The following is a 24,856-nucleotide window of genomic DNA, read 5'->3' as shown; positions in this document are numbered from 1 at the left end:
TTTCACCGCGTGACGAACTTGCCGATGACCGGAATCCGGATCAGCTCTTCCCTTTTAATCAGCTTGAATAACAGAAGAAGCGCAATGTACAAAATCGCGGTCATTGCAATCCAGCCTGTGAGATTAACAGCCTCTGATCCTGAAAAATGAACGGCGTGCTTGATGATGCGGCTGACATAGCCGCAAATGAATATGACGGCAAAACAGAGCGCGTATTCTTTTATTTTAATGCTGATCGGAAGCACCTTGCTTACGGTGGCCGCATGCAGCAGGGTGACAAGAACCATCCCCGTTACAATCGCAAGTGCGGCGCCCATGATGCCCAAGGAAGGCCTGGTCGCCAAAACAAAAATTAGGCCAGTTTTGACAGCGGCGCCGATAAAACTGTTCATCATGGCGGCCCCGGCTAAATTGAGAGCCTGCAGCACCGCCTGAAGGGGCCCCTGAAAATAGTAAAGCAGAAAAAACGGCGCCATCACTTTAACAAATACCGCCGCATTAGTTGATCCGTACATGACGGACATCAGTTCATCAGCGAAAGAGAATAAAATAACCACCGAAATGCCTCCGCTTAAAAGACACAGCCTCATCGCCTGTTCCAGACGGTATTCGACAACTTGCAGCTTTTTTTGCTCCATTCCTTCACTGATCGCAGGAACAAGCGCCGTTGACAGAGAATAGGTTATAAAGCTGGGCAGCGTCAAAACCGTCATGGCAAATCCGGTCAGCTCCCCGTACTGGCTGGTGGCGGCAGCGGTGGCCACTCCCGCAATCGCAAGGCTTTGCGCGACGACAATAGGTTCAAAAAACCAAGATAAATTTCCGATGAAGCGGCTTCCGGTTGTCGGGAGCGACACGCTCATCAGCTGGCGGAAGGTTTCTTTTCCATTTGCGATCGACTTGAAAAATTGTTTTCTGATTCTGATTGTTTTATTTGCTTTAAAACAAATGAATAAATAAATAAGAGAGGCAAGCTCCCCGATGACAGACGAAATCATGGCTCCGGCTGCGGCATATTCAATCCCGTACGGCAGAAACACCGTCGTGCAGACTGCGACAAGTGAAATCCGCACGATCTGCTCAAGTACTTGGGAAAACGCCAGCGGGTTCATATTCTGCCTGCCCTGAAAGTAACCGCGCAGCACGCTGGAGATCGCGATAATCGGCACGACGGGCGTAATCGCCAGAAGCGGGTAAACCGTGCGCTGATCCGTCAGCATCGTTTCGGACATAATCGGCGCAAAGCATAAAAACAGCGGCGTGAAGATGAGACTTAATATCCCGGTGACGGTAAGCGACATCACTAAAATATGTTTCATTTTCTGCCGGTCCCCCCGCGCGCTCGCTTCAGCGACAAGTTTGCTGATGGCAACGGGGAGGCCGAATTGAGTCAAAGTGGTGGCCAAGAAAAATGTCGGGGCAGCCATCATGTATAAACCGACCCCTTCTTCACCGATAAACCGGGCGATAACCACCCGGTTGACAAAGCCGAGCATTCTCGTAATCATCCCGGCTGCGATGAGAATAAGAGTGCCCCTTAAAAAAGTCTGTTTTGCCATTTTATAAACCCCTGCCTTCTCAAACTACCTGGAATCATATACAATAAAGATATGCGCCGATGTCGTCCGAGCATGACAAGTCTTCGAGAAAAATGGAAAAAGGAGCGAGCGCCCAGTGGAGAAACATCCCGCCGAAATGTACAAAGATCATTTGCGGCCTTTCTTGTACAGTAAACTTGAAGAGTTCAAAATCCTCGGATACGATGATGTTGAGCACGAGAGTTTATGGTCATACTTAATACATAAAAAGTGGAAACAGAAAAAGGAACTGCCGCTGCATGAATTGGCCGGTCATATTTTATCAGTTAAAATTGGCGATTTTATGAACTATGCAACCGTTGAAGCTTTTAAGTCGTCTAATTGGCTGGAAAGCGATGAGGGTCAGGAAGCTTTAGATGAACTGCTGAGATAATGATTTGACGGCATAGGTTTAAGGAGGAAATACATAATGAAAAAAGGACGCTTGATTGCGTTTTTCCTGATCGTATTATTGATCGGCACAGGGCTGGGGTATTTTACAAAACCGGCTGCCAATAATATTACGTTAGGATTGGATTTACGCGGCGGGTTTGAAGTTCTGTACGATGTGCAGCCCGTCAAAAAAGGCGATAAAATCACAAAAGACGTGCTCGTCAGCACGGTGCAGGCGCTGAACCGCCGGGCTAACGTTCTCGGCGTAAGCGAGCCGAACATTCAGATTGAAGGAAATAACCGCATCCGCGTACAGCTGGCGGGCGTCACGAATCAGAACAGGGCGCGCGAAATTCTGTCAACGGAAGCGCAGCTCTCGTTCAGGGATACGAATGATAAAGAGCTGTTAAACGGCTCTGATCTCGTGGAAAACGGCGCGAAGCAAACCTTTGATCCGACGACGAACGAACCGATTGTCAGCGTTAAGCTGAAGGATGCGGATAAGTTCGGCGAAGTGACGAAAAAAGTCAAGAAAATGGCGCCTAATAATCAGCTTGTGATCTGGCTTGATTACCAAAAAGGCGATTCATTTAAAAAAGAAGTCGGCAAAAAACATCCGAAATATGTATCCGCTCCGAATGTGAGCCAGGAATTAAACACGAAGGATGTCACAATTGAAGGCCAGTTTACCGTTCAAAAAGCGAAGGATTTGGCCAATATTTTAAACGCGGGCGCGCTGCCTGTGAAACTGACCGAAAAATACTCTACTTCAGTAGGGGCGCAATTCGGACAGCAGGCTTTGCATGATACGGTAGAGGCCGGCATTATCGGTATTGCAATTGTTTTCTTATTTATGCTGCTTTATTACAGACTGCCTGGACTCATAGCGGTAATTACGCTTTCTGTATACGTGTATATTACGCTTCAAGTGTTTGACTGGATGCAGGCGGTGCTGACGCTTCCGGGTATTGCGGCGCTCATTTTGGGTGTCGGGATGGCGGTTGACGCCAACATCATCACCTATGAACGGATAAAAGAAGAATTGAAGCTCGGCAAATCCGTCCGCTCAGCTTTCCGTTCAGGGAACAGACGGTCATTCGCGACGATTTTCGATGCGAACATCACAACGATCATCGCAGCGGTCGTGCTCTTTATTTTCGGGACAAGCTCTGTAAAAGGGTTTGCGACGATGCTGATTTTGTCAATTCTGACAAGCTTTATTACAGCTGTCTTCCTTTCAAGATTCCTGCTCTCCCTTCTCGTGGAAAGCAGATGGCTTGACCGGAAAAAAAGCTGGTTCGGCGTCAAGAAAAAACATATTATGGACATTCAAAAAACGGATGAAAATACTGAACCGCATACGGCATTCCAAAAATGGGATTTCACGAGCAAGCGAAAATATTTCTTTATTTTCTCAAGCGCTGTAACCATTGCGGGAATTATCATCTTACTGGTCTTTAAGCTCAACCTGGGAATCGATTTTGCAAGCGGCGCGCGGATTGACGTGCAGAGCAATCATTCTTTGACGGCGCATCAGGTTGAAAAAGATTTTGATTCTCTCGGCATGGAGCCGGAAAACATCGTGCTTTCTGGTAAAGAGAACCATGTTGCCGCGGCCCGGTTTGTCGGAGAGCCATCTAAAGAAAAAATCGCTGAAATCAAAACGTACTTTAAGGACAAATACGGATCTGAACCGAACGTCAGCACGGTATCGCCGACAGTCGGAAAAGAACTGGCCCGTAATGCTTTATATGCTGTCGCCATTGCATCAATCGGCATCATTATTTACGTATCAATACGTTTCGAGTACAGAATGGCTATCGCCGCGATTGTATCCCTGCTGTATGACGCTTTCTTTATCGTCGCGTTTTTCAGCATTACAAGGCTGGAGGTCGATGTCACCTTTATCGCCGCTATTCTCACCATAATCGGTTACTCGATAAATGATACGATCGTTACATTTGACCGGATACGCGAGCAGATGAAAAAACGTAAGCCGAAGTCATTTGCCGATCTGGAACATATCGTGAATCTGAGCTTGCAGCAAACCTTTACACGTTCGATCAATACGGTCTTGACCGTTGTGATTGTTGTCGTCGTGCTGCTCATTTTGGGCTCATCGTCAATTACAAACTTCTCCGTCGCTTTATTGGTCGGTTTATTGACGGGCGTTTATTCCTCTCTTTACATCGCCGCGCAGCTGTGGCTTGTATGGAAAGGTAAAGAATTTAAAGGGAAAAAATCAATCGAAGAGTAAAATGGGAACAGGCTGTCTTCCGGAAGGCAGCCTGTTTTTTCAGGCCGCATTGAACTTAAAACCTGCATTTGCTATAATGACATACGCTTACATAATCAATCATCATTGTAAAAACATGTAGGAGGGTTCTTATGAACGTTCGTGAGTCGGAGCTTCCGGGCATCGGCCAGAAAGTAGAAGTCATTACGAAAAATCACGATAAAATCAGTATTATTCTTCATGATGACGGCAGAAAAGAGCTCTATTACTTCGATGAGAATGATCATGACGAATGCTTGGCATCCGTTGAATTTAACGACGAAGAGGCGAGGCAGATTTCCGCTATTTTAGGTGGTATGACGTATAAGCCGAAAGCGCTGGAATCTGTGGAAGTCGCGCTTGATGACCTCGTCATTGAGTGGTTTAAAGCCGAATCTCATGCACCGGCTGTCAGCCGTACAATCGGAGATTTGGAGATCAAGAAACATTACAACGTCCAGATTATTGCGATCGTAAAGAAAAACCGGCAAAAACAGCTGAGCCCCGGCATTGATACCGTAATTGAAGAAGGGGACACCCTCGTCATATCGGGAGAAAGGAGCGGACTGAAAAAGCTGGTCCGCGAGCAGTTAACGGCCCGGATTTCCTGAGACCGGGGTTTACTCCCGGGAAAATGGGGGAAAAGATAAGAATGAACAATTGGGGGCAGACGCATGAATAAACAATGGACTATTATATTCGCTTTACTATTTACTTTGATTGTCGCCATCTTTGCTGTCATTAACGTGCGGGCGGTTGAGGTTGATTATCTGTTCGGAACCGCTGAATGGCCGCTGATTTTAGTCATTTTAGGCTCTGTGTTAATGGGAGCGCTGATCGTGTTTTCGGCCGGTATCTTTCAAGTGATGAAGCTGAAGCGCGAAATTAAAATGCTGCGGAAAGAAAACAGATCCGCAGGTGAATTGACGGCTGATTCGGACGGCCAAAAAACAGCCGCGCCGCCGGAAGAAATGCTTGAAGAGAAAAAAGGATCAGAATAACATTTGAAACCCCTCAGTCCGCTCTAGTATAATAGGGTGGTTGAGGGGTGAATTTATGTTAGCGTCAAAAATGCGCTGGGAAATCCAGCAGCCGGATCAGGAAAAAGTCAAATCACTCACAGAACAATTGGACATAACACCTCTTGTGGCATCACTGCTTGTAAAAAGAGGTTTTGATACTGCCGAAAGCGCAAGGCTGTTTTTACATACAAAGGATGCAGACTTTTATGACCCGTATGAATTAAAGGGAATGCGGGAAGCAGTTGATCGGATAAAACTGGCGGTTTCTCAAGGGGAACCGATTATGATTTACGGAGATTACGATGCAGACGGCGTTACAAGCACGTCGGTGATGCTGACGGCACTCAGACAGCTGTCGGCGGACGTTGACTTTTATATTCCCGACCGTTTCACAGAAGGCTACGGCCCGAATGAACAAGCTTTCCGCTCCATAAAAGAGCGGGGATTTTCGCTGATCATTACAGTGGATACGGGAATCGCCGCCGTCCATGAAGCTGAAGTCGCAAAAGAGCTGGGCTTAGACGTCATTATTACCGACCACCATGAGCCGGGACCCGAGCTTCCTGACGTATTTGCGATCATCCACCCGAAGCAGCCGGGCTGCGGCTATCCGTTTAAAGAATTGGCCGGCGTCGGTGTGGCGTTTAAGCTTGCCCACGCGCTTACGGGTTCTTTGCCGGAAGCTATGCTGGACTTGGCGGCAATCGGTACGGTTGCAGATCTGGTGCCTCTTCATGATGAAAACAGATTAATTGCGTCACTCGGAATCGAAAGGCTTCGGACGACAAATCGGCCGGGCCTCAAAGCCCTGATTAAGCTTTCCGGCGGAGATATCGGACAAGCTGATGAGGAAACGATCGGATTTCAGGTCGCGCCAAGGCTCAATGCCGTCGGAAGAATAGAACAGGCCGATCCCGCCGTCCATCTGCTGATGACCGAAGATCAGTTTGAAGCGGAGGAACTGGCTTCGGATATTGACCGGCTGAATAAAGAGCGGCAGAAAATGGTGAAAACCATGACCGAAGAGGCTGTTGAAATGGTTCAGCAGCAAGGCGGAAACCCGTCTGCCATTGTAGTGGCAAAAGCCGGCTGGAACCCGGGAGTCGTCGGTATTGTCGCATCGAAGCTGGCTGAACGTTTTTACCGGCCCGCTGTTGTGCTTGGGATAGATGAGGAGCAGGGAATCGCTAAAGGGTCGGCGCGAAGCATCAGAGGCTTCAACCTGTTTACGAGCCTTTCACAGTGCAGAGACATTCTTCCTCATTTCGGCGGGCATCCGATGGCGGCAGGAATGACGTTGAAGGCTGAAGATGTGGCGGAATTAAGGGACAGGCTGAATCAAATGGCTGAAGAAACCCTTACGGAAGAGGATTTTATTCCCGTTCAGGAGGTTGATCTTGTCTGCGGCGTTGAAGACATAACCGTTGAAAGCATTACAGAATTGAATATGCTGTCGCCGTTCGGCATGCTTAACCCTAAACCGCATGTGATGGTGAAAAATGCGGTGCTTGATGATGTGCGCCTGATCGGAGCGAATAAAAACCACGTGAAAATGACGGTAAAAAGTGATTCCGCCGTCCTTGACTGCGTCGGCTTTAACAAAGGAGAGCTTGAAGCCGGAGTTGTCCCCGGATCAACGATTTCCATTGTCGGCGAGATGTCTATTAATGAATGGAACAACAGAAAGAAGCCCCAGCTGATGATTAAAGACGCTGCGGTGCCGGAATGGCAGCTTTTTGATATCAGGGGCAAGCGGACGTGGGAAGACACGGTCACCGCGCTGCCGAAGGAAAAACGGGTGCTCATCAGCTTTAACGAAAAAACCGCTCAGAAGCTCCATGCAAAAGAGCTGTCGGGCGAGCTGGCCGGTATCACTTCGGAATCCGAGGCGGAAGCTCTCCAGCTTGACGGAAAATATGCCGTTTTTCTGGATGTGCCGCCGTCAGCGGATCGCCTGCAGCATTTGCTTGACGGAAAGAAGCCGGAACGGATTTATTTTGTTTTTATCAATCATGAAGAACATTTCCTGTCCTCATTTCCATCGCGGAATGATTTCAAGTGGTTTTACGCATTTCTCTTGAAAAGGGGCGCTTTTGACTTCGGCAAGCATGGTTCAGAGCTTGCGAGACACAGAGGATGGTCAATTGACACAATCAATTTCATGACAAAGGTGTTTTTTGATCTCGGTTTTGTTAAAATAGAAGATGGTGTGCTGTCTGTCGTGAGCGGCGCGAAAAAACGCGACCTGGCAGATTCGCAAACCTATCAGGTAAAACAGCAGCTGATGGAATTAGACCAGAAGCTCAATTATTCCGCAGCCCATGAGCTGAAGGAATGGCTGAATAAGCTGATGAACCAAGGTTCAGAAGCTTATGAAAGTACGAGGAGGACATAGAACAGATGGATCTTAAAAAATACGTAACAATTGTGCCCGATTACCCGAAAGAAGGCGTACAATTTAAAGATATTACGACATTGATGGACAAAGGCGACGTATACCGTTACGCCACTGACCAAATTGTTGAATATGCAAAAGAAAAAGAAATTGATTTAGTTGTCGGGCCTGAAGCGCGCGGCTTTATTATCGGCTGTCCGGTTGCATACGCTCTCGGAGTGGGCTTTGCGCCGGTTCGGAAAGAAGGAAAACTTCCGCGTGAGGTCATTAAAGTCGATTACGGTTTGGAGTACGGAAAAGACGTACTGACGATTCATAAAGATGCAATTCTGCCGGGACAGCGCGTGCTGATTACTGATGACTTGCTTGCAACAGGCGGCACGATCGAAGCAACAATTAAGCTGGTCGAAGAACTGGGCGGCGTTGTAGCCGGTATTGCGTTCTTAATCGAGCTTTCTTACCTTGACGGCAGAGACAAGCTTGACGATTACGATATTTTAACATTAATGAAATATTAACCGCATATGGAAAAAAGCACTCGTGTCAGGGTGCTTTTTTCCTATTATTTCATCATCCTGACAGATTCTTTAGGTGTTTTGAACTTCTGCCCTTTACATCTCTCGTTTTTTTCTTGATAATAAACTAATACAGTTTACATTTAAAAAAGGTGATTCCATGGCGAACGAACAAGTATTGACTGCCGAGCAAGTAATAGATAAAGCGCGCACTTATCTGCCGGAGGAGCAGATTGCGTTTGTTGAGAAAGCTTACCTGTATGCGCAAAACGCGCATCGCGAACAGTACCGCAAATCAGGTGAGCCGTACATCATTCATCCGATTCAGGTGGCGGGGATCCTCGTCGATCTGGAAATGGACCCTTCCACAATTGCGGGCGGATTTCTGCATGATGTGGTAGAGGACACGGATGTCACCCTCGACGACCTGAAGGAAGCATTTTCTGAAGAAGTGGCGATGCTTGTCGACGGCGTGACGAAGCTCGGTAAAATTAAGTATAAATCTCAAGAGGAGCAGCAGGCGGAAAACCATCGAAAAATGTTTGTCGCTATGGCTCAGGATATCAGAGTCATATTGATCAAGCTGGCGGATCGCCTTCACAATATGCGGACGTTAAAGCATCTTCCGCAGGAAAAGCAGCGGAGAATTTCAAATGAGACGCTGGAAATTTTCGCTCCGCTGGCCCATCGGCTCGGGATTTCTAAAATCAAATGGGAGCTGGAAGACACCGCTCTCCGTTATTTGAATCCTCAGCAATATTACAGAATCGTCAACCTCATGAAGAAAAAGCGCGCGGAACGCGAACTTTATGTCGAAGAGGTTGTCAATGAAGTGAAAAAACGCGTCGAAGAAGTGAATATCAAAGCGGACTTTTCAGGACGTCCGAAGCACATCTACAGCATTTACCGCAAGATGGCGCTGCAAAATAAACAGTTCAATGAAATATATGATCTGCTCGCCGTCCGTATTCTTGTCGGAAGCATTAAAGACTGCTACGCCGTCCTCGGCATTATTCATACGTGCTGGAAGCCGATGCCGGGCAGATTCAAAGATTATATTGCGATGCCTAAGCCGAATATGTATCAGTCGCTGCATACGACCGTAATCGGGCCTAAAGGCGATCCGCTGGAAGTGCAGATCAGAACGTTTGAGATGCATGAGATCGCTGAATACGGGGTGGCCGCACACTGGGCATATAAAGAAGGCAAGGCTGCAAACGAAGAAGCGACATTTGAGAAAAAACTGTCCTGGTTCCGTGAAATTCTGGAATTCCAAAACGAGTCTACCGATGCGGAAGAATTTATGGAATCGCTGAAAATCGATCTGTTTTCTGACATGGTATACGTATTTACGCCAAAAGGCGATGTCATTGAACTGCCGTCAGGCTCTGTGCCGATTGATTTTTCCTACAGGATCCACTCGGAGATCGGCAACAAAACAATCGGGGCGAAAGTGAACGGAAAAATGGTGACGCTTGACCATAAGCTCCGGACGGGCGACATCGTCGAGATTCTGACGTCCAAGCATTCATACGGTCCGAGCCAAGACTGGGTCAAACTGGCGCAGACGTCCCAGGCGAAACACAAAATCCGCCAATTCTTTAAGAAACAGCGCCGTGAAGAAAACGTCGAAAAAGGCCGTGAGCTTGTCGAGAAAGAAATTAAAAATCTTGATTTTGAAGTGAAAGATGTTTTAACACTCGAAAATCTTCAAAAAGTTGCCGACAAGTTCAATTTCTCAAATGAAGAGGATATGTACGCGGCGGTCGGGTATAACGGCATTACCGCTCTTCAGGTGGCCAACAGGCTCACCGAAAAAGAACGGAAGCTGCGTGACCAGGAAGAGCAGGAAAAAATCGTTCAGGAAGTCACTTCCGAGCCGAAACATTATCCGCAAGGGAGAAAACGGGAAGCGGGTGTGCGCGTAAAAGGCATTGACAACCTTCTCGTCCGCTTGTCGAAATGCTGCAACCCGGTGCCGGGCGACCATATCGTCGGTTTTATTACAAAAGGGCGCGGTGTATCCGTTCACCGTGATGACTGTCCGAACGTCAAAACGAATGAAGCGCAGGAACGTCTGATCCCCGTTGAATGGGAGCATGAATCACAGGTTCAAAGACGCAAAGAATATAACGTTGAGATTGAGATTTTGGGGTATGACCGTCTCGGGCTTTTAAATGAGGTGCTCCAAGCCGTAAATGAAACGAAAACCAACATCTCCTCTGTCTCCGGCAAATCCGACCGCAATAAAGTCGCTACGATTCATATGGCGATTTTTATTCAAAACATCAATCATCTGCATAAAGTGGTCGAGCGGATTAAGCAGATCAGAGACATCTATTCAGTCCGCCGGGTAATGAACTAAAAGGAGCTTGCTATGAAATTAGTTGTTCAGCGTGTAACAGAAGCGAGTGTGACGGTTGACGGCGCTGTTGCCGGCCGGATCGGACCCGGTATTATGGCGCTTGTCGGCATCACTCATGAAGATACAGAAGAAGATGCCGCTTACTTGGCGGATAAAATCGTGAATCTTCGGATTTTTGATGATGAAAGCGGCAAGATGAATTTATCGCTTTTGGATACGGGCGGGGAGATTTTATCCGTTTCACAGTTTACGCTTTACGGCGAAACGAAGAAAGGGAGACGCCCGAATTTTATGAATGCGGCTAAACCGGATCAGGCTGTGCTCCTTTATGAAAAGTGGAACGAACTCCTTCGGGAAAAAGGAGTCAAAGTGGAAACCGGAATATTCGGAGCCATGATGGATGTTCAGCTGACGAATTCCGGGCCGATTACATTGATTATGGATTCTAAACAATAAAAAAGCTGCCGTTCGGCAGCTTTTTTTTATGATTGAAAATAATGTTCCAATCCGCTTTCAATTCCGTCTGTCACTTTTTCCTGATAAGAGCCGCTATGTATGATTGTTTCTTCTTGCGGTTGACTGAGATAGCCGAGCTCATACAGCATGGCAGGCCGTTTATTTTCCCTCAGGACGTAATAATCGCCAAACAGAACGCCGCGATCCGGGATAGGGGAACGCTTCACTACTTCAGAATGGACGTCTGAGGCAAGCTGGCGATCCTTAGACGGACTGTAATAATAAGCCGTGCTTCCCCGTGTTGACGTATCGGCATAGCTGTCATAGTGAATGCTGATAAAGGCATCCGCATTCCGGTAATGAGAGGTTGAAACCCTGGCCTGCAGGCTGATAAAAGTATCATCCTGTCTGGTGATATACACGTTTGCACCGGCCGCCCGCAGTTTTTGGGCCAGCAGCTTAGCGGTTTTAATGGTTACGTTTTTCTCAAACTTTCCGGAGTAGCCGATCGTTCCGCTGTCTTTTCCTCCGTGTCCGGGATCAACGACGATCGTTTTGTTTTTAAGTGAGCCGCTGCCGCCTGACGTGTCGGGAGAAGGTGCTTCACCTGTTTCCTCACCGCTTTTTGACGTTTGTACGACCCAGTTTGCCACATATGCGGTTTGTCCGTTTTCAAGCCGGACTTCATACCATTTGCCGCTTGAGCCGACAATCGGGTAGGCTGCGCCTTTATCTGCTCTTTTTACGATAGAAGCGGAAGTCGAGGCCGAGCTCCTTAAGTTGGTGCCGCCGTAAACAATATACGCTTTTTTCGAGGAGCCTGAGCCCGCAGAACCGTCTCCCGAGCCGGATGCGCTGTCCGATGAGTCAGAATCCTTTATGATGTAGTGGCTTGCTGCCCAGCCTTTTTGCCCGTTTGCTTCAATTTTCAGCCAGCCGTGGTCTTCACTTAAGATGGAAACCTTTGTTCCGCGTGATAATTTAGTCATAATCGCTGAATCATGTGACGCTGCACTTCTGACATTCAATGAAGAAACGCCGACAGTCCCGTTTTTTGACCCGCTTCGGGCCGAAGTTGCTTTCGTATCCGATCCGCCGCTGTCCGCGGTGACGTATTCGGAAGAAACCCATCCGGTTGTGCCTTGATAAGAAATGTTCACCCATCCGCTGTTCTTGTCAAGCACGGATGCATGTGCGCCTTGCGGAAGTTTGCCGATGACTTCATATGATGTCCCCGGGCCTTTTCTGATGCGGAGGTCAGGATCGGTGGAAGTGACCGTTCCGCTTGTTGCGGATGAATGGTCTGCTCCTCCGGCTGTTTTTGATATCAGCCAGGAAACGACCCATCCGGTTTTACCGGGGCTCAGCTGAAGCTGCACCCAGTCTCCCTCTTCTTTAGCGATCGGGTATCTTTCCCCTTTTTTTACTTCAGCCTTAATTCCATAGCTCAGGCCGGGACCGCCTCTGACATTGATCTTGTCTGTCGCGATGACCGCTTCTCCCTCTGCGGCGATTGCGGTGTGGAATGACGGAAGAAGCGCTGTGATGATGACGCCGCATAAAATAAGAGCAAGAGTTCTCTTCTTCATGGCTGTCCTCCTTTCTGAACTAACTAAAATACATTCTTGTATAATATCGTATTTTCCTTGCTGAATGTTAAATAAAAATAAAATGGTTTGTTTATACTAGTCATAAATACAGCGAAAAGGTGTGCAAATCATGAAATATCAACCAAAAATGGGACGCGCGCTGCACGATGCGGAAGGAAATCTGCACTTCAGTGATCAGAGCGATAGAGAAAAGGCGGGTTTTCTTGAAGAGACGGCGACGGAGTTCGGTCTTTTATCGAAAGATGCGGTCGCAAGGAAAAACAGACGGAATAAAACTTGACAGGGGAGTGCAATCCCATTATTATAATAGAAATTGATGTACATAAGTCATGATAACGATTTTGAACCGATAATGGAGAAGAGTAGGTCAGAATGCATGGAGAAGAGAGGAACCGTCCCGGGCTGAAAGCGGATCCGCACTGCATCTTTCTCGAAACAACACTCCGGAGGTTCCCTGCTGAACGCTTTTGTAAGTCATTAGGCAGCGGACGTGAACCTGCGTTAAAGGTCAGAGCGGGGATGCTTCGGCATTCCAACTAGGGTGGCACCACGGGTATAACTCTCGTCCCTACTATACATGTATAGTAGGAGCGGGAGTTTTTTTATTTGAAGAAAGACATTAAGGAGGCCTGTAACATGGCATATCACATTCCAAGAGGCACACAGGACATACTGCCGGGTGAATCAGACAGATGGCAGTTCGTCGAACAAATTATGAGGGAGACGTGCCGCACTTATCAATATAAAGAAATCCGCACGCCGATCTTCGAACATACGGAATTGTTCGCAAGAGGCGTCGGTGAGTCTACAGATATCGTGCAGAAAGAAATGTACACGTTTGAAGACCGTAAAGGGAGAAGCCTGACGCTTCGGCCGGAAGGAACAGCCGCCGCAGTCCGCGCGTTCAATGAAAATAAATTATTTGCGAACCCGGTGCAGCCGACGAAGCTTTATTATGTCGGACCGATGTTCCGTTACGAACGTCCGCAGACGGGGCGTTTCCGCCAATTCTATCAATTCGGAATTGAAGCGATCGGCTCCAAAGATCCGGCCGTGGATGCAGAAGTCATTGCGCTTGCGATGAGTATTTACCGTAAAGCCGGTTTGAAACATGTCAAGCTTGTGCTGAACAGCCTTGGTGACCAGGACAGCCGCAAATCCTACCGGGAGGCGCTCGTCAAACATTTTGAACCGCGCATCGGAGAGTTTTGCTCAGACTGCCAGTCGCGCCTGCACACAAACCCGCTCAGAATTCTTGACTGCAAGAAAGACAGAGAGCATGAACTGATGAAAACGGCTCCGTCCATTCTTGATTACTTAAATGAAGAATCAGCCGCTTATTTTGAAAAAGTAAAACAATACTTAAACGATCTCGGCATCCCGTTCGAAATAGATCCGAACCTTGTCAGAGGGCTTGATTATTATAACCATACCGCTTTTGAAATTATGAGCAATGCCGAAGGATTCGGAGCGATTACAACACTTGCCGGCGGGGGCCGCTATGACGGGCTTGTTGAACAGATCGGCGGACCTGAAGCGCCGGGTATCGGATTTGCGATGAGCATCGAACGTCTGCTGGCAGCCATTGACGCTGAGAAAACAGAGCTTCCCGTCAATCAGGGGATTGACTGCTACATCGTGACGCTCGGAGAAAAAGCGAAGGATTATTCCGTTTCCCTCGTGTACAAACTGAGAGAAGCGGGCATCTCAAGTGAAATCGATTATGAAAATAAAAAGATGAAGGGCCAATTTAAAACGGCTGACCGCCTCGGCGCACGTTTTATTGCGATTTTAGGGGAAGATGAGCTTGCCCAAAATAAAATCAATGTAAAAGATGCGGAAACAGGAGAGCAGCGTGAAGTGGTGTTAGACGAGCTGATACAAGTGTTAAAGGCAGATCAAAAGCAGTGAAGGAGAGGAACGCTATGTTTGGAAAAACATATTATTGTGGCGAGATAACTGAAAAAGCGATTGGCGAAACCGTCAAACTGAAAGGATGGGTGCAGAAGCGGCGCGATCTCGGCGGCTTGATTTTCATTGATTTGCGCGACCGCTCGGGTATTGTGCAAGTCGTGTTCAACCCTGACGTATCGAAGGAAGCCCTTGCCGCAGCGGAAGCAATCAGAAACGAATATGTGCTTGATATCGAAGGCACTGTTTCTGCCCGTGAAGAAGGCACGGTGAATCCCAACCTGAAAACCGGTAAAATTGAAATCAAAGCTGAAACGGTGACGGTGCTCAGTACGGCGAAAACGCCTCCGTTTCCGATCAGTGACCAGGCGGCTGACGTTTCTGAAGACGTCCGGTTAAAACACCGCTATTTGGATTTGCGCCGCCCGGCGATGTTTCAAACATTGCAAATGCGCCACCAAGTCACAAAATCCATCCGCCATTTCTTGGATGAAAACGGATTTCTTGATATTGAAACACCGATTTTAACAAAAAGCTCTCCCGAAGGCGCCCGTGATTACTTAGTGCCGAGCCGGGTGCATGAAGGAGAATTTTACGCCCTTCCGCAATCGCCGCAGATTTTTAAACAGCTTCTGATGGTGTCGGGCTTTGAACGGTATTATCAAGTGGCCCGCTGCTTCCGCGATGAAGACTTGCGTGCCGACCGCCAGCCGGAATTTACGCAGATTGATATCGAAATGTCCTTTATGAGTCAAGAGGACATCATGGCTCTGGCGGAAGAGATGATGGCGAAAGTCATGCTTGAAACAAAAGGTGTTGAAGTACCGCTTCCGCTTCCGCGAATGACATATGAAGAAGCGATGAACAGCTACGGTTCCGACAAGCCTGACACCCGCTTCGGCATGCTGCTGACGGACGTGTCAGACATAGTGAAAGATACTGAATTTAAGGTGTTCTCATCAGCCGTGGCAAACGGCGGCGTTGTAAAAGCGATCAATGTCAAAGGCGCTGCCGGCGACTATTCCAGAAAAGATATCGATGCGCTCGGCGTTTTTGCCGGAAATTACGGCGCGAAAGGTCTCGCCTGGGTGAAAGTTGAAGCTGACGGTGTAAAAGGCCCGATTGCGAAATTCTTTGATGAAGAGAAGCAGGCAAAACTGGCTGAAGCGCTTGATGCTTCTGAAGGCGATCTGCTCCTGTTCGGCGCTGATAAGTTTGAGGTTGTGGCCCAATCCCTCGGCGCGCTTCGCTTAAAGCTCGGCAAAGAACGCGGCCTGATTGACGAAAGCCTCTTCAACTTCCTGTGGGTTGTGGACTGGCCGTTACTGGAGCATGACGAGGAGGAAGGCCGTTTCTATGCGGCTCACCATCCGTTTACAATGCCTGTGCGTGAAGATCTTGACCTGATTGAAACGGCGCCTGAAGATATGAAAGCGCAGGCTTACGACCTTGTCTTAAACGGCTATGAACTCGGCGGAGGCTCAATCCGTATTTTTGAAAAAGACGTTCAGGAAAAAATGTTCGGGCTTCTCGGCTTTACAAAAGAAGAAGCGGTGGAGGAGTTCGGATACCTTCTTGAAGCCTTTGAATACGGCGCCCCTCCGCACGGCGGAATCGCGCTCGGCTTAGACCGATTGGTTATGCTTCTTGCAGGACGCACAAACTTAAGAGATACGATCGCTTTCCCGAAAACGGCAAGCGCAAGCTGCCTTCTTACGGAAGCGCCCGGCGAAGTGAGCGACGCCCAGCTTGAAGAACTTCACCTTTCTGTCAAAAGAAAAGTGAAACAGTAAAGATCAGCAGTTTGTTTCTTGAAAATCAAAATCTGCTGTGATATGATTTTGACAAGTTAAATAAAGTCCTGATGTGTTAGTTGTACACCTAGTTTTGACCGAACATTTTTTTGATTTGGGAGCCCGCATTTTTAAATGGCGTACATGCCTCTTTTCATTCGTTAAGAGGACTTACAAGATTTAAAAAAGGGCACCCACCTGCTGAGAGCGGGTTCAAAACGAAGGAAAGCTGCAACGGCACAATTGGGACTTTATTTTTTGTGCGCTAAAACCAGCGGCTTTTTGACAAGCCGAGTTTATAAAACCAGAATGTGGAGTGAGGTTCTTGTTACATCAGTTTTCCAGAAATGAGCTAGCGATTGGAAAAGAAGGGCTGGACACGTTAAAAAACAGCACGGTGGCCGTTCTCGGCGTCGGCGGAGTCGGTTCATTCGCAGCCGAAGCATTGGCGAGGTCCGGAGTGGGGCGGATCGTGCTTGTCGATAAAGATGATGTTGACATTACAAACGTAAACCGCCAGCTGCATGCGCTCTTGTCGACGGTGGGACAGCCGAAAACAGACTTGATGAAAGCGCGGATCGCGGATATTAATCCGGATTGCGATGTCGTCGCCTTAAAAATGTTTTATACAGAAGAGACATATGAGCAGTTCTTTGAGCATCCGCTTGATTACGTCATTGACGCGTCGGATACGATTCATTATAAAATTCATCTGATGAAAGAATGTCTGAAACGGAATGTTCCGCTGATTTCAAGCATGGGAGCGGCGAATAAAACAGACCCGACACGCTTTCAGATTGCTGATATTTCAAAAACCCATACCGATCCGATTGCCAAAGTCGTCCGCACAAGGCTTCGCAAAGAGGGCATTAAAAAAGGCGTACAGGTCATTTTTTCTGATGAAAGCCCGATCGTCATCCGTGAGGACGTCAGAAAAGAAGTCGGGAATGATGAAGCGAAAATCCGCAAAGCGCAAATGCCGCCGTCTTCCAACGCCTGGGTTCCGTCAGTGGCCGGTCTGATTATGGGCGGACATGTTGTCATGGAGCTCTTAAAGGACATCGACATTAAACGGGTTAAAGATAAATAAAAAGAAAAACAGCCTTCTTCAGGAAAGGCTGTTTTTTTTATTTGAATCCGCCGTTTACACGAAAGATTTTGGCCGGTATCAAAAAAGACAAGAACACATAGGGTGTCCTTGTCCGGTTATTTTTTCTGCTTCATCAGTTTTTCATACACTTGCTTTATGGCGGCTTCAAATTTCCCCGTTTGTTTCGGTTTATAGTATTGCTTGTTTTTTAACGGATCAGGCAAATATTGCTGTTCGACCCATCCGTTCTCGAAATCGTGAGGATATTGATAGCCGATCCCGCGTCCGAGCTCTTGGGCCCCTTTATAGTGGGCGTCTTTTAAATGTTTCGGCACATCGCCGATTTTACCCGTCCTGATGTCTTTGAGCGCCTCATCAACGGCTGAGATGGCGGAGTTTGATTTTGGCGAGAGGCATAATTCGATTACCGCATTGGCCAGCGGAATTCTCGCTTCCGGAAAGCCGATCCGTTCTGCGGTCTGAATCGCGCTCAGCACCCGGGGGCCTGCCTGCGGGCTTGCGAGGCCGATATCTTCATAGGCGATCACGAGAAGTCTTCTTGATATGCTTTCAAGGTCGCCGGCTTCGATCAGACGGGCCAGATAATGAAGGGCGGCGTTTGCGTCCGAGCCTCGGATCGATTTTTGGAAGGCGGATAAGACGTCATAATGCGCATCGCCGTTTTTATCATGAGTATAGCTTTTTTTCTGCAGACATTCTTCCGCCGTCTCCCGTGTAATCCGGATCGTGCCGTCGCTTGATTCCTTTGTGGAGAGCACGGCAAGCTCAAGTGCGTTCAAAGCGGAGCGGACGTCTCCTCCGCACCCTTGCGCGAAATGATCCATCGCGTCGTCGTCCACCGAAACGCTGTAGGAACCGAGCCCCCGGTGTTCATCTGTGAGCGCTCTTTCCAATGCCTGCTTGATCAGATCGGGTGTTAACGGTTCAAGCTCAAATATCTGGGTCCGGCTTCTGATGGCCGGGTTAATGGCATGATAAGGGTTGGCGGTCGTCGCGCCGATTAAAATAATCATGCCGTTTTCTAAATAGGGCAGCAGAAAATCCTGCTTTCCCTTATCAAGCCTGTGCACTTCGTCAAGGATTAAAATGACCTGGCCTGACATTTTCGCTTCCTGTACGACAATCTCCATGTCTTTTTTATTATGAATGACGGCATTCAATTTCCTGAATGCGATGCTTGTCGATCCTGCGATCGCTGTGGCGATGGACGTTTTTCCGATGCCCGGCGGTCCGTACAGGATCATGGATGATAAGTGCTTTGCACGCACCATTCTGCCGATGATTTTATCCTCTTTGACCAAATGTTCCTGGCCGATAATGTCTTCGATATTGGCAGGCCGCATCCGATACGCCAATGGTTTCATGAACATCTCTCCTTACATATACAGGGTAACGGAAAACGGACGATTAGAAAAGCGAATTGCGGCGGGCCCCGTGTTTCAATGAAAATTAGGATAAGTTATGTTATAATAACAGTTGGTCTATAAGATACTAAACAGATTATTCATATCCATTTACTTGTATAAATTAACAATTAGAATTGACTGGGGTGTTCATATTGAAAATATCGACAAAGGGAAGATACGGGCTCACCATTATGATTGAATTGGCGAAAAAGCACGGAGACGGTCCGACGTCGCTCAAAAGCATCGCCCAAACAAACAGCCTTTCTGAGCATTACTTGGAACAGCTTGTATCACCGCTCAGAAACGCCGGACTCGTAAAAAGCATCAGAGGCGCTTACGGGGGTTACGTGCTCGGGGGCCAGCCTGAAGAGATAACGGCCGGAGATATTATCAGAGTGCTGGAAGGGCCGATCAGCCCGGTAGAAGTGCTTGAGGATGAAGAGCCTGCCAAGCGGGAGTTATGGATCCGCATCCGCGACGCTGTAAAAGACGTGCTGGACAGCACGACGTTAGAAGACCTTGCGAGCTACACGGACGGCGAGCAGGAAGCTTATATGTTCTATATTTAAACCAGAGGTGTACAGACAATGGAACGGATTTATTTAGATCATGCCGCGACTTCCCCGATGGATGAGCGTGTGCTCGAAGAGATGAAGCCCCATTTCTTCGGCAGTTTCGGCAACCCGTCAAGCATTCATTCATTCGGGAGAGAATCCCGGAAATGGGTCGATGAAGCGAGAGCGGACATCGCGCGCGAAATCAGTGCGAAAGAACAGGAAATTATTTTCACAAGCGGCGGCACGGAGGCTGATAATTTAGCGATTTTCGGAACGGCTGCCGCCCGGAAGAATGAAGGTAAGCATATCATTACGACCGCTATTGAGCATCATGCTGTATTGCACGCCTGCGAAAAGCTGGAAGAAGACGGCTTTGAGGTGACATACCTCATCCCCGGCCCTTCAGGACGGATCAGTGCAAATCAGGTGAAAGAAGCGCTCCGTGATGATACAATCCTTGTTACCGTCATGTATGGCAATAACGAAGTCGGTACCATTCAGCCGATTGACGAAATCGGAGAGCTGTTAAGCGGGCATCAGGCCTATTTTCACACAGATGCCGTCCAGGCATTCGGTTATATGCCGATTGAAGTGAAAAAAAGCAGAATTGACATGCTGTCTGTTTCCGGTCACAAGCTTAACGGGCCTAAAGGGACAGGCTTTTTATATGTAAATCAAGAGGTGAAGCTGTCACCGATTCTTCTCGGGGGAGAGCAGGAACGAAAGCGCCGCGCGGGGACGGAAAATGTACCGGGCATCGCCGGCTTAAAAGAAGCGGTCGTCCTTTCAAACCGTGAGAGGGAAGAGAAAACAGCGAAGTATAAGGAGTTTAAGAACATTATCATGAGCACGCTGGAAAAATCCGGCGTCACAGCGGAGGTGAACGGAGATGCCGAGAAATGCCTGCCTCATATTTTAAACCTTTACTTTCCCGGTGTGCCGGTGGAAGCGCTGCTGGTCAATCTTGACATGGAAGGCATTGCCGTCTCCAGCGGATCTGCTTGTACGGCGGGATCCGTTCTTCCGTCCCATGTGCTTACGGCCATGTTCGGAAGTGAGAGCGGCAGGCTGACTTCGTCAATCCGCCTCAGCTTCGGCCTCGGCAATACGGCGGAACAAATCGAAACAGCCGCCGAAAAGCTTGCCGCCGTCGTTAAACGGCTTGCTTAAAACGGCGGACTTACGTTTTTAATGGAGTGAATGCAAATGGAAAAACGGCCGGAGGATACAAGAGTCGTAGTCGGCATGTCCGGCGGCGTGGACTCTTCCGTGGCGGCCCTTCTGCTGAAGGAGCAGGGCTACGATGTAATCGGAATCTTTATGAAAAACTGGGATGATACGGACGAAAACGGTTTTTGCACGGCGACGGAAGATTATGAAGACGTCATCCGGGTCTGCAACCAGATCGGAATTCCGTATTATGCCGTCAATTTTGAGAAGCAATATTGGGAAAAGGTATTTCAATATTTCCTTGATGAATATAAAGCCGGAAGAACCCCCAATCCGGATGTCATGTGCAATAAAGAAATTAAGTTTAAGGCTTTCTTGGATCATGCTCTGTCACTCGGCGCGGATTATCTTGCGACGGGCCATTACGCCCGCGTGGACAGAAGCGCAGGTACAGTGCGCATGCTCCGCGGTCTGGACGAAAACAAGGACCAGACTTATTTTCTGAATCAGCTCAATCAGGAACAGCTCAGCAAAGTCATGTTCCCGATCGGTGATCTGCAAAAAAGCCGCGTGCGGGAAATCGCCAAAGAAGCGGAACTTGCGACAGCTGCGAAAAAAGACAGCACGGGAATCTGCTTTATCGGCGAACGCAACTTCAAAACGTTTCTCAGCCAATATCTCCCCGCTCAGCCGGGCGATATGATGACAATGGACGGAGAAGTAAAAGGGCGTCATGACGGTCTGATGTATTATACTATCGGACAGCGCCACGGTCTTGGAATCGGCGGAAGCGGCGAGCCGTGGTTCGCCGTCGGTAAAGATCTTGAAAAAAACATTCTGTATGTTGATCAAGGATTCCATAATCCGCTTCTGTATTCTGACAAGATCACGGCGACAAATGTCAGCTGGACGCGTCCCGTTCTGATGGACGGCGGCGAAATGACATGCACGGCGAAATTCCGCTACCGTCAGGAAGATCACAAAGTAACGGTGAAAATGACGGGTGATGATGAAGCGGAAGTCATTTTTGACGGGCAGGTACGCGCCGTTACGCCGGGACAAGCCGTCGTTTTTTATGACGGAGAAGAGTGCCTCGGCGGCGGAACGATAGATGACGTTTATAAAGACGGAACAAAACTGTGGTACGTATAACACATGTAAAAAACCTCAACTCGCATGTTGGGGTTTTTTAGCGAAAGGAAGTTAAAAATGGATTATAATAAAATCGGGATTGACGCCATGCAGGAGGGCGATTTTGAAAAAGCGGCAGAGGCTTTTACGAAAGCGATTGAGGAAAACGGCCAAGATCCGGTGCCGTATATCAACTTCGCAAATCTGCTTTCTTCTGTGAACGAACTCGAACGGGCGCTTGCATTCTATAACAGAGCGCTTGAATTGGACAATTCGGCGGCAGCCGCTTATTACGGTGCGGGAAACGTATATGTGATGAAAGAATCGTTTTCCGAAGCGAAGGATATGTTTGAAAAAGCGCTTCGCTCCGAAATGGAAAACGGAGATTTGTTTTATATGCTGGGGACCGTTCTCGTTAAATTAGAGCGGCCGAAGCTTGCACTGCCATATTTGCAGCGTGCCGTTGAATTAAATGAAAATGACACGGAAGCACGCTTCCAGTTCGGAATGTGCCTCGCAAACGAAGAAATGCTGGATGAAGCTCTGGCGCAGTTTGAGACGGTGATCGAGCAGGACCCAAGCCACGCGGACGCATTTTATAATGCCGGGGTCGCTTACGCGTACAAAGAAAATCGTGAAAAGGCGCTTGAGATGCTGGAAGGCGCAATCGGCATACAGCCTGATCATATGCTTGCGCTTCATGCGAAACAGCTTATCACCCAGTCATAACAAAAGGAGGGAAGGCTCGTGGATCAGCTGAACATCGAAGAACAGCCGTATGTAAAAGGCGTCATTCATACGGTCATTTATCATAATGACACCAACCTGTATACAGTGCTGAAAGTCAAGGTTGCAGAAACGTCTGAGGCGATCGAAGACAAGGTCGTATCCGTAACGGGCTACTTCCCTCTGCTGCAAGAAGATGAGACCTACACATTTTACGGAAAAACCGCCACGCATCCTAAGTTCGGCCTGCAATTTCAGGCTGAACACTTTAAAAAAGAAATTCCGACCACAAAAGAAGGGATCATTCACTATTTATCAAGTGATCTGTTTGAAGGAATCGGAAAAAAAACGGCGGAAGAAATCGTCAAAAAGCTCGGAGACGGCGCGCTCAATAAAATTCTGACGGATGCATCGGTGCTTTACGATGTGCCGAAAATGTCGAAAAAGAAAGCGGATAAGCTTGCCGGAGAGCTGCAGCGGCATCAGGGGCTTGAGCAGATTATGATCTCTCTGAACCAATACGGTTTCGGGCCCCAGCTATCCATGAAAATATATCAGGCCTACGAAACGGAAACACTGGAGAAAATTCAGGAAAATCCTTATCAGCTTGTAAAAGACGTTGAAGGCATCGGCTTTGTGAAAGCTGACGAGCTGGGCGGAAAAATGGGTCTGTCAGGAAACCACCCGGAGCGGATCAAAGCGGCTATCTTATATACAATTGAATCGACCTGTCTTTCAGAGGGCCATACGTACATAGAAACAAAGCAGCTGATAATCAATACGCAAACGCTCCTGAATCAGTCAGCTGAAGGCGGCCGCGTCACGGAAATGGATGCGGCTGACGGCATCATCGCCCTCGGGGAGAGTAAGGATATCGTCATAGAAGGAGAACGCTGCTATTTTCCGTCCTTGTATTACGCCGAACAAAATGTCGCAAAACGCGTGCTCGACATTGCGGCTCAAACGGAGTATGCCGATCAATTTCCTGAATCGGAATTTCTGCTTGCACTCGGTGAACTGGAAGAACGGATGAATGTTCAATACGCACCAAGCCAAAAGGATGCCATTCAAAAAGCGCTGTCTTCACCGATGCTTTTACTGACCGGAGGACCTGGGACGGGGAAAACGACCGTTATTAAAGGAATCGTGGAATTATACAGTGAACTGCACGGAGTATCGCTTGACCCCGGTGATTATAAAAAAGACGAGACGTTCCCGGTGCTGCTTGCCGCGCCGACGGGAAGAGCCGCAAAACGGATGAGCGAATCTACGGGTCTGCCGGCTGTTACGATACACAGGCTGCTCGGCTGGAATGGCGCTGAAGGCTTTACCTACAATGAAGATCAGCCGATAGAAGGGAAACTGATCATTATAGACGAAGCGAGTATGCTCGATATCTGGCTCGCCAGCCATTTGTTTAAGGCGCTTCCTAAGCACATTCAGCTCATTGTCGTCGGTGATGAAGACCAGCTTCCTTCAGTAGGACCGGGGCAGGTGCTCAGAGACCTTTTGGCTTCTGAGGTGCTGCCGACCGTGCGCCTGACAGATATTTACCGTCAGGCTGAAGGATCATCCATTGTGGAACTTGCGCATGATATGAAAAAAGGACTGCTTCCAAAGGGGCTGACCGCGCCGACAAAGGACCGCTCATTTATCCGCTGTAATTCTTCACAGATTAAAGAAGTCGTGGATCAGGTCGTTTCGAACGCGTTAAAAAAGGGGTATACCTCCAGGGATATTCAAGTGCTGGCCCCGATGTACAGGGGAAAAGCGGGAATTAACGAGCTGAATATGCTTCTTCAAGACATCATGAATCCGCCGAAAGAAAAAAGGCGGGAGCTGAAATTCGGTGATGTCGTCTACAGGACGGGCGATAAAATATTACAGCTTGTCAACCAGCCGGAAAACAATGTGTTTAACGGCGATATCGGCGAAATCGTATCCATTTTTTATGCCAAAGAAAATACGGAAAAAGAAGACATGGTCGTCGTCTCATTTGACGGCAACGAAATCACCTTTACGAAAAAGGATTTCAGCCAGTTTACCCACGCGTACTGCTGTTCCATTCATAAGTCGCAGGGGAGCGAATTCCCGATTGTCGTCCTGCCTGTCGTCAAAGGCTACTATCGAATGCTCAGGAGAAATCTGCTTTATACCGCCATAACAAGGGCGAAAAAATTTCTGATTCTTTGCGGAGAAGAAGAAGCGCTTGAATGGGGCGTCAAAAACAATGATGCCACCGTCAGACAGACGTCGCTTAGAAACAGGCTCACAGAGCAGACTGAAGAGATGGATGCAGAACTGGCCGCCCTGCAAAAAGAGCTGCCGTTCAGTGTATATGATGCGAACATCGGAATGGAAGGCATCACGCCGTTTGACTTTATGGAAGAAAAAGCGTAAATAAAACCCGGTGCATAAACATGCGCCGGGTTTTCGCCTGTGG

20 protein-coding genes, 1 other RNA gene and 1 other annotated feature are annotated in these 24,856 nt (G+C 48.2%); of the genes, 18 read left to right on the top strand and 3 right to left on the bottom strand.

All coding sequences use genetic code 11. The features are described 5' to 3' along the window. Positions 1–2 precede the first annotated feature (2 nt). The gene (gene spoVB, locus NYE28_RS14465; protein WP_015417915.1) at positions 3–1,559 is read right to left on the bottom strand and encodes a stage V sporulation protein B; all 1,557 of its coding nucleotides are present in this window, start codon (positions 1,557–1,559) and stop codon (positions 3–5) included. A 115-nt stretch (positions 1,560–1,674) separates the two neighbouring features. Here spoVB and NYE28_RS14460 point away from each other — a divergent pair, with 115 nt between their 5' ends. The 8 genes from NYE28_RS14460 (at position 1,675) to dtd (ending at position 10,998) form a co-directional block, all read left to right on the top strand. Further along, positions 1,675–1,971 (top strand): post-transcriptional regulator, encoded by a 297-nt coding sequence (locus tag NYE28_RS14460; RefSeq protein ID WP_007408189.1) that lies wholly within the window; start codon positions 1,675–1,677, stop codon positions 1,969–1,971. A gap of 36 nt (positions 1,972–2,007) precedes the next feature. Next, complete coding sequence (gene secDF, locus NYE28_RS14455) at positions 2,008–4,227, top strand: protein translocase subunit SecDF (protein ID WP_033574175.1); 2,220 nt, start codon at positions 2,008–2,010, stop codon at positions 4,225–4,227. 131 nt (positions 4,228–4,358) lie between these two features. Then, complete coding sequence (locus NYE28_RS14450; RefSeq protein ID WP_012118088.1) at positions 4,359–4,856, top strand: cation:proton antiporter regulatory subunit; 498 nt, start codon at positions 4,359–4,361, stop codon at positions 4,854–4,856. Between the two features lie 63 nt (positions 4,857–4,919). Then, a complete protein-coding gene (locus NYE28_RS14445) occupies positions 4,920–5,246 on the top strand; it encodes a lipopolysaccharide assembly LapA domain-containing protein (RefSeq protein WP_014418528.1) in 327 nt (108 codons plus the stop codon). Between the two features lie 55 nt (positions 5,247–5,301). Further along, positions 5,302–7,662: a single-stranded-DNA-specific exonuclease RecJ gene (gene recJ / locus NYE28_RS14440; RefSeq protein ID WP_033574174.1), complete on the top strand. Its 2,361-nt coding sequence runs from the start codon at positions 5,302–5,304 to the stop codon at positions 7,660–7,662. 5 nt (positions 7,663–7,667) lie between these two features. Next, positions 7,668–8,180, top strand: a complete 513-nt coding sequence (locus tag NYE28_RS14435; RefSeq protein WP_003152714.1) for an adenine phosphoribosyltransferase — start codon at positions 7,668–7,670, stop codon at positions 8,178–8,180. Between the two features lie 157 nt (positions 8,181–8,337). Continuing rightward, complete coding sequence (relA, locus tag NYE28_RS14430; RefSeq protein ID WP_003152716.1) at positions 8,338–10,542, top strand: GTP diphosphokinase; 2,205 nt, start codon at positions 8,338–8,340, stop codon at positions 10,540–10,542. A 12-nt stretch (positions 10,543–10,554) separates the two neighbouring features. Further along, entirely contained in the window at positions 10,555–10,998 is a 444-nt protein-coding gene (dtd, locus tag NYE28_RS14425) for a D-aminoacyl-tRNA deacylase (protein WP_007408194.1), read from the top strand. 26 nt (positions 10,999–11,024) lie between these two features. Here dtd and NYE28_RS14420 read toward each other — a convergent pair whose 3' ends face one another. Next, positions 11,025–12,587: an SH3 domain-containing protein gene (locus NYE28_RS14420; RefSeq protein WP_015240291.1), complete on the bottom strand. Its 1,563-nt coding sequence runs from the start codon at positions 12,585–12,587 to the stop codon at positions 11,025–11,027. A gap of 130 nt (positions 12,588–12,717) precedes the next feature. Between NYE28_RS14420 and NYE28_RS14415 the strand changes: the two genes are divergently transcribed. The 5 genes from NYE28_RS14415 (at position 12,718) to NYE28_RS14395 (ending at position 17,402) form a co-directional block, all read left to right on the top strand. Continuing rightward, positions 12,718–12,888 (top strand): YrzK family protein, encoded by a 171-nt coding sequence (locus tag NYE28_RS14415; RefSeq protein WP_020956141.1) that lies wholly within the window; start codon positions 12,718–12,720, stop codon positions 12,886–12,888. Positions 12,889–12,948: 60 nt separating this feature from the next. Further along, positions 12,949–13,181: a binding site (T-box leader), on the top strand. 63 nt (positions 13,182–13,244) lie between these two features. Then, the gene (gene hisS, locus NYE28_RS14410; RefSeq protein WP_012118082.1) at positions 13,245–14,519 is read left to right on the top strand and encodes a histidine--tRNA ligase; all 1,275 of its coding nucleotides are present in this window, start codon (positions 13,245–13,247) and stop codon (positions 14,517–14,519) included. A 14-nt stretch (positions 14,520–14,533) separates the two neighbouring features. Further along, on the top strand, positions 14,534–16,312 hold the full coding sequence (aspS, locus tag NYE28_RS14405) for an aspartate--tRNA ligase (RefSeq protein WP_033574172.1): 1,779 nt from the start codon (positions 14,534–14,536) through the stop codon (positions 16,310–16,312). A 62-nt stretch (positions 16,313–16,374) separates the two neighbouring features. Then, positions 16,375–16,566: non-coding RNA, 6S RNA (ssrS, locus tag NYE28_RS14400), on the top strand. 71 nt (positions 16,567–16,637) lie between these two features. Beyond that, entirely contained in the window at positions 16,638–17,402 is a 765-nt protein-coding gene (locus NYE28_RS14395; protein WP_015240289.1) for a tRNA threonylcarbamoyladenosine dehydratase, read from the top strand. A 116-nt stretch (positions 17,403–17,518) separates the two neighbouring features. Here NYE28_RS14395 and NYE28_RS14390 read toward each other — a convergent pair whose 3' ends face one another. Beyond that, the gene (locus NYE28_RS14390; RefSeq protein ID WP_015240288.1) at positions 17,519–18,787 is read right to left on the bottom strand and encodes a replication-associated recombination protein A; all 1,269 of its coding nucleotides are present in this window, start codon (positions 18,785–18,787) and stop codon (positions 17,519–17,521) included. A gap of 194 nt (positions 18,788–18,981) precedes the next feature. Between NYE28_RS14390 and cymR the strand changes: the two genes are divergently transcribed. From cymR to NYE28_RS14365, 5 genes are read left to right on the top strand one after another with little or no spacing between them, the layout of a single operon-like run. Beyond that, positions 18,982–19,398 carry a cysteine metabolism transcriptional regulator CymR gene (gene cymR, locus NYE28_RS14385; protein ID WP_003152730.1) on the top strand — a complete coding sequence of 139 codons (417 nt, stop codon included), beginning with the start codon at positions 18,982–18,984 and terminating at the stop codon, positions 19,396–19,398. An 18-nt stretch (positions 19,399–19,416) separates the two neighbouring features. Further along, a complete protein-coding gene (locus NYE28_RS14380) occupies positions 19,417–20,556 on the top strand; it encodes a cysteine desulfurase family protein (RefSeq protein WP_342490147.1) in 1,140 nt (379 codons plus the stop codon). Positions 20,557–20,592: 36 nt separating this feature from the next. After that, on the top strand, positions 20,593–21,708 hold the full coding sequence (gene mnmA / locus NYE28_RS14375) for a tRNA 2-thiouridine(34) synthase MnmA (protein WP_053573163.1): 1,116 nt from the start codon (positions 20,593–20,595) through the stop codon (positions 21,706–21,708). Positions 21,709–21,765: 57 nt separating this feature from the next. After that, the gene (locus NYE28_RS14370; RefSeq protein ID WP_342490146.1) at positions 21,766–22,416 is read left to right on the top strand and encodes a tetratricopeptide repeat protein; all 651 of its coding nucleotides are present in this window, start codon (positions 21,766–21,768) and stop codon (positions 22,414–22,416) included. An 18-nt stretch (positions 22,417–22,434) separates the two neighbouring features. Continuing rightward, on the top strand, positions 22,435–24,813 hold the full coding sequence (locus tag NYE28_RS14365; protein ID WP_061860750.1) for an ATP-dependent RecD-like DNA helicase: 2,379 nt from the start codon (positions 22,435–22,437) through the stop codon (positions 24,811–24,813). The last annotated feature ends 43 nt before the right edge of the window (positions 24,814–24,856 follow it).

It is taken from the genome of Bacillus sp. FSL R5-0443 (assembly GCF_038608285.1).
Lineage (GTDB): Bacteria > Bacillota > Bacilli > Bacillales > Bacillaceae > Bacillus > Bacillus velezensis.
The sequence above is the reverse complement of the archived record's forward strand: the minus strand, read 5'-3'. Positions and strand labels throughout refer to the sequence as shown.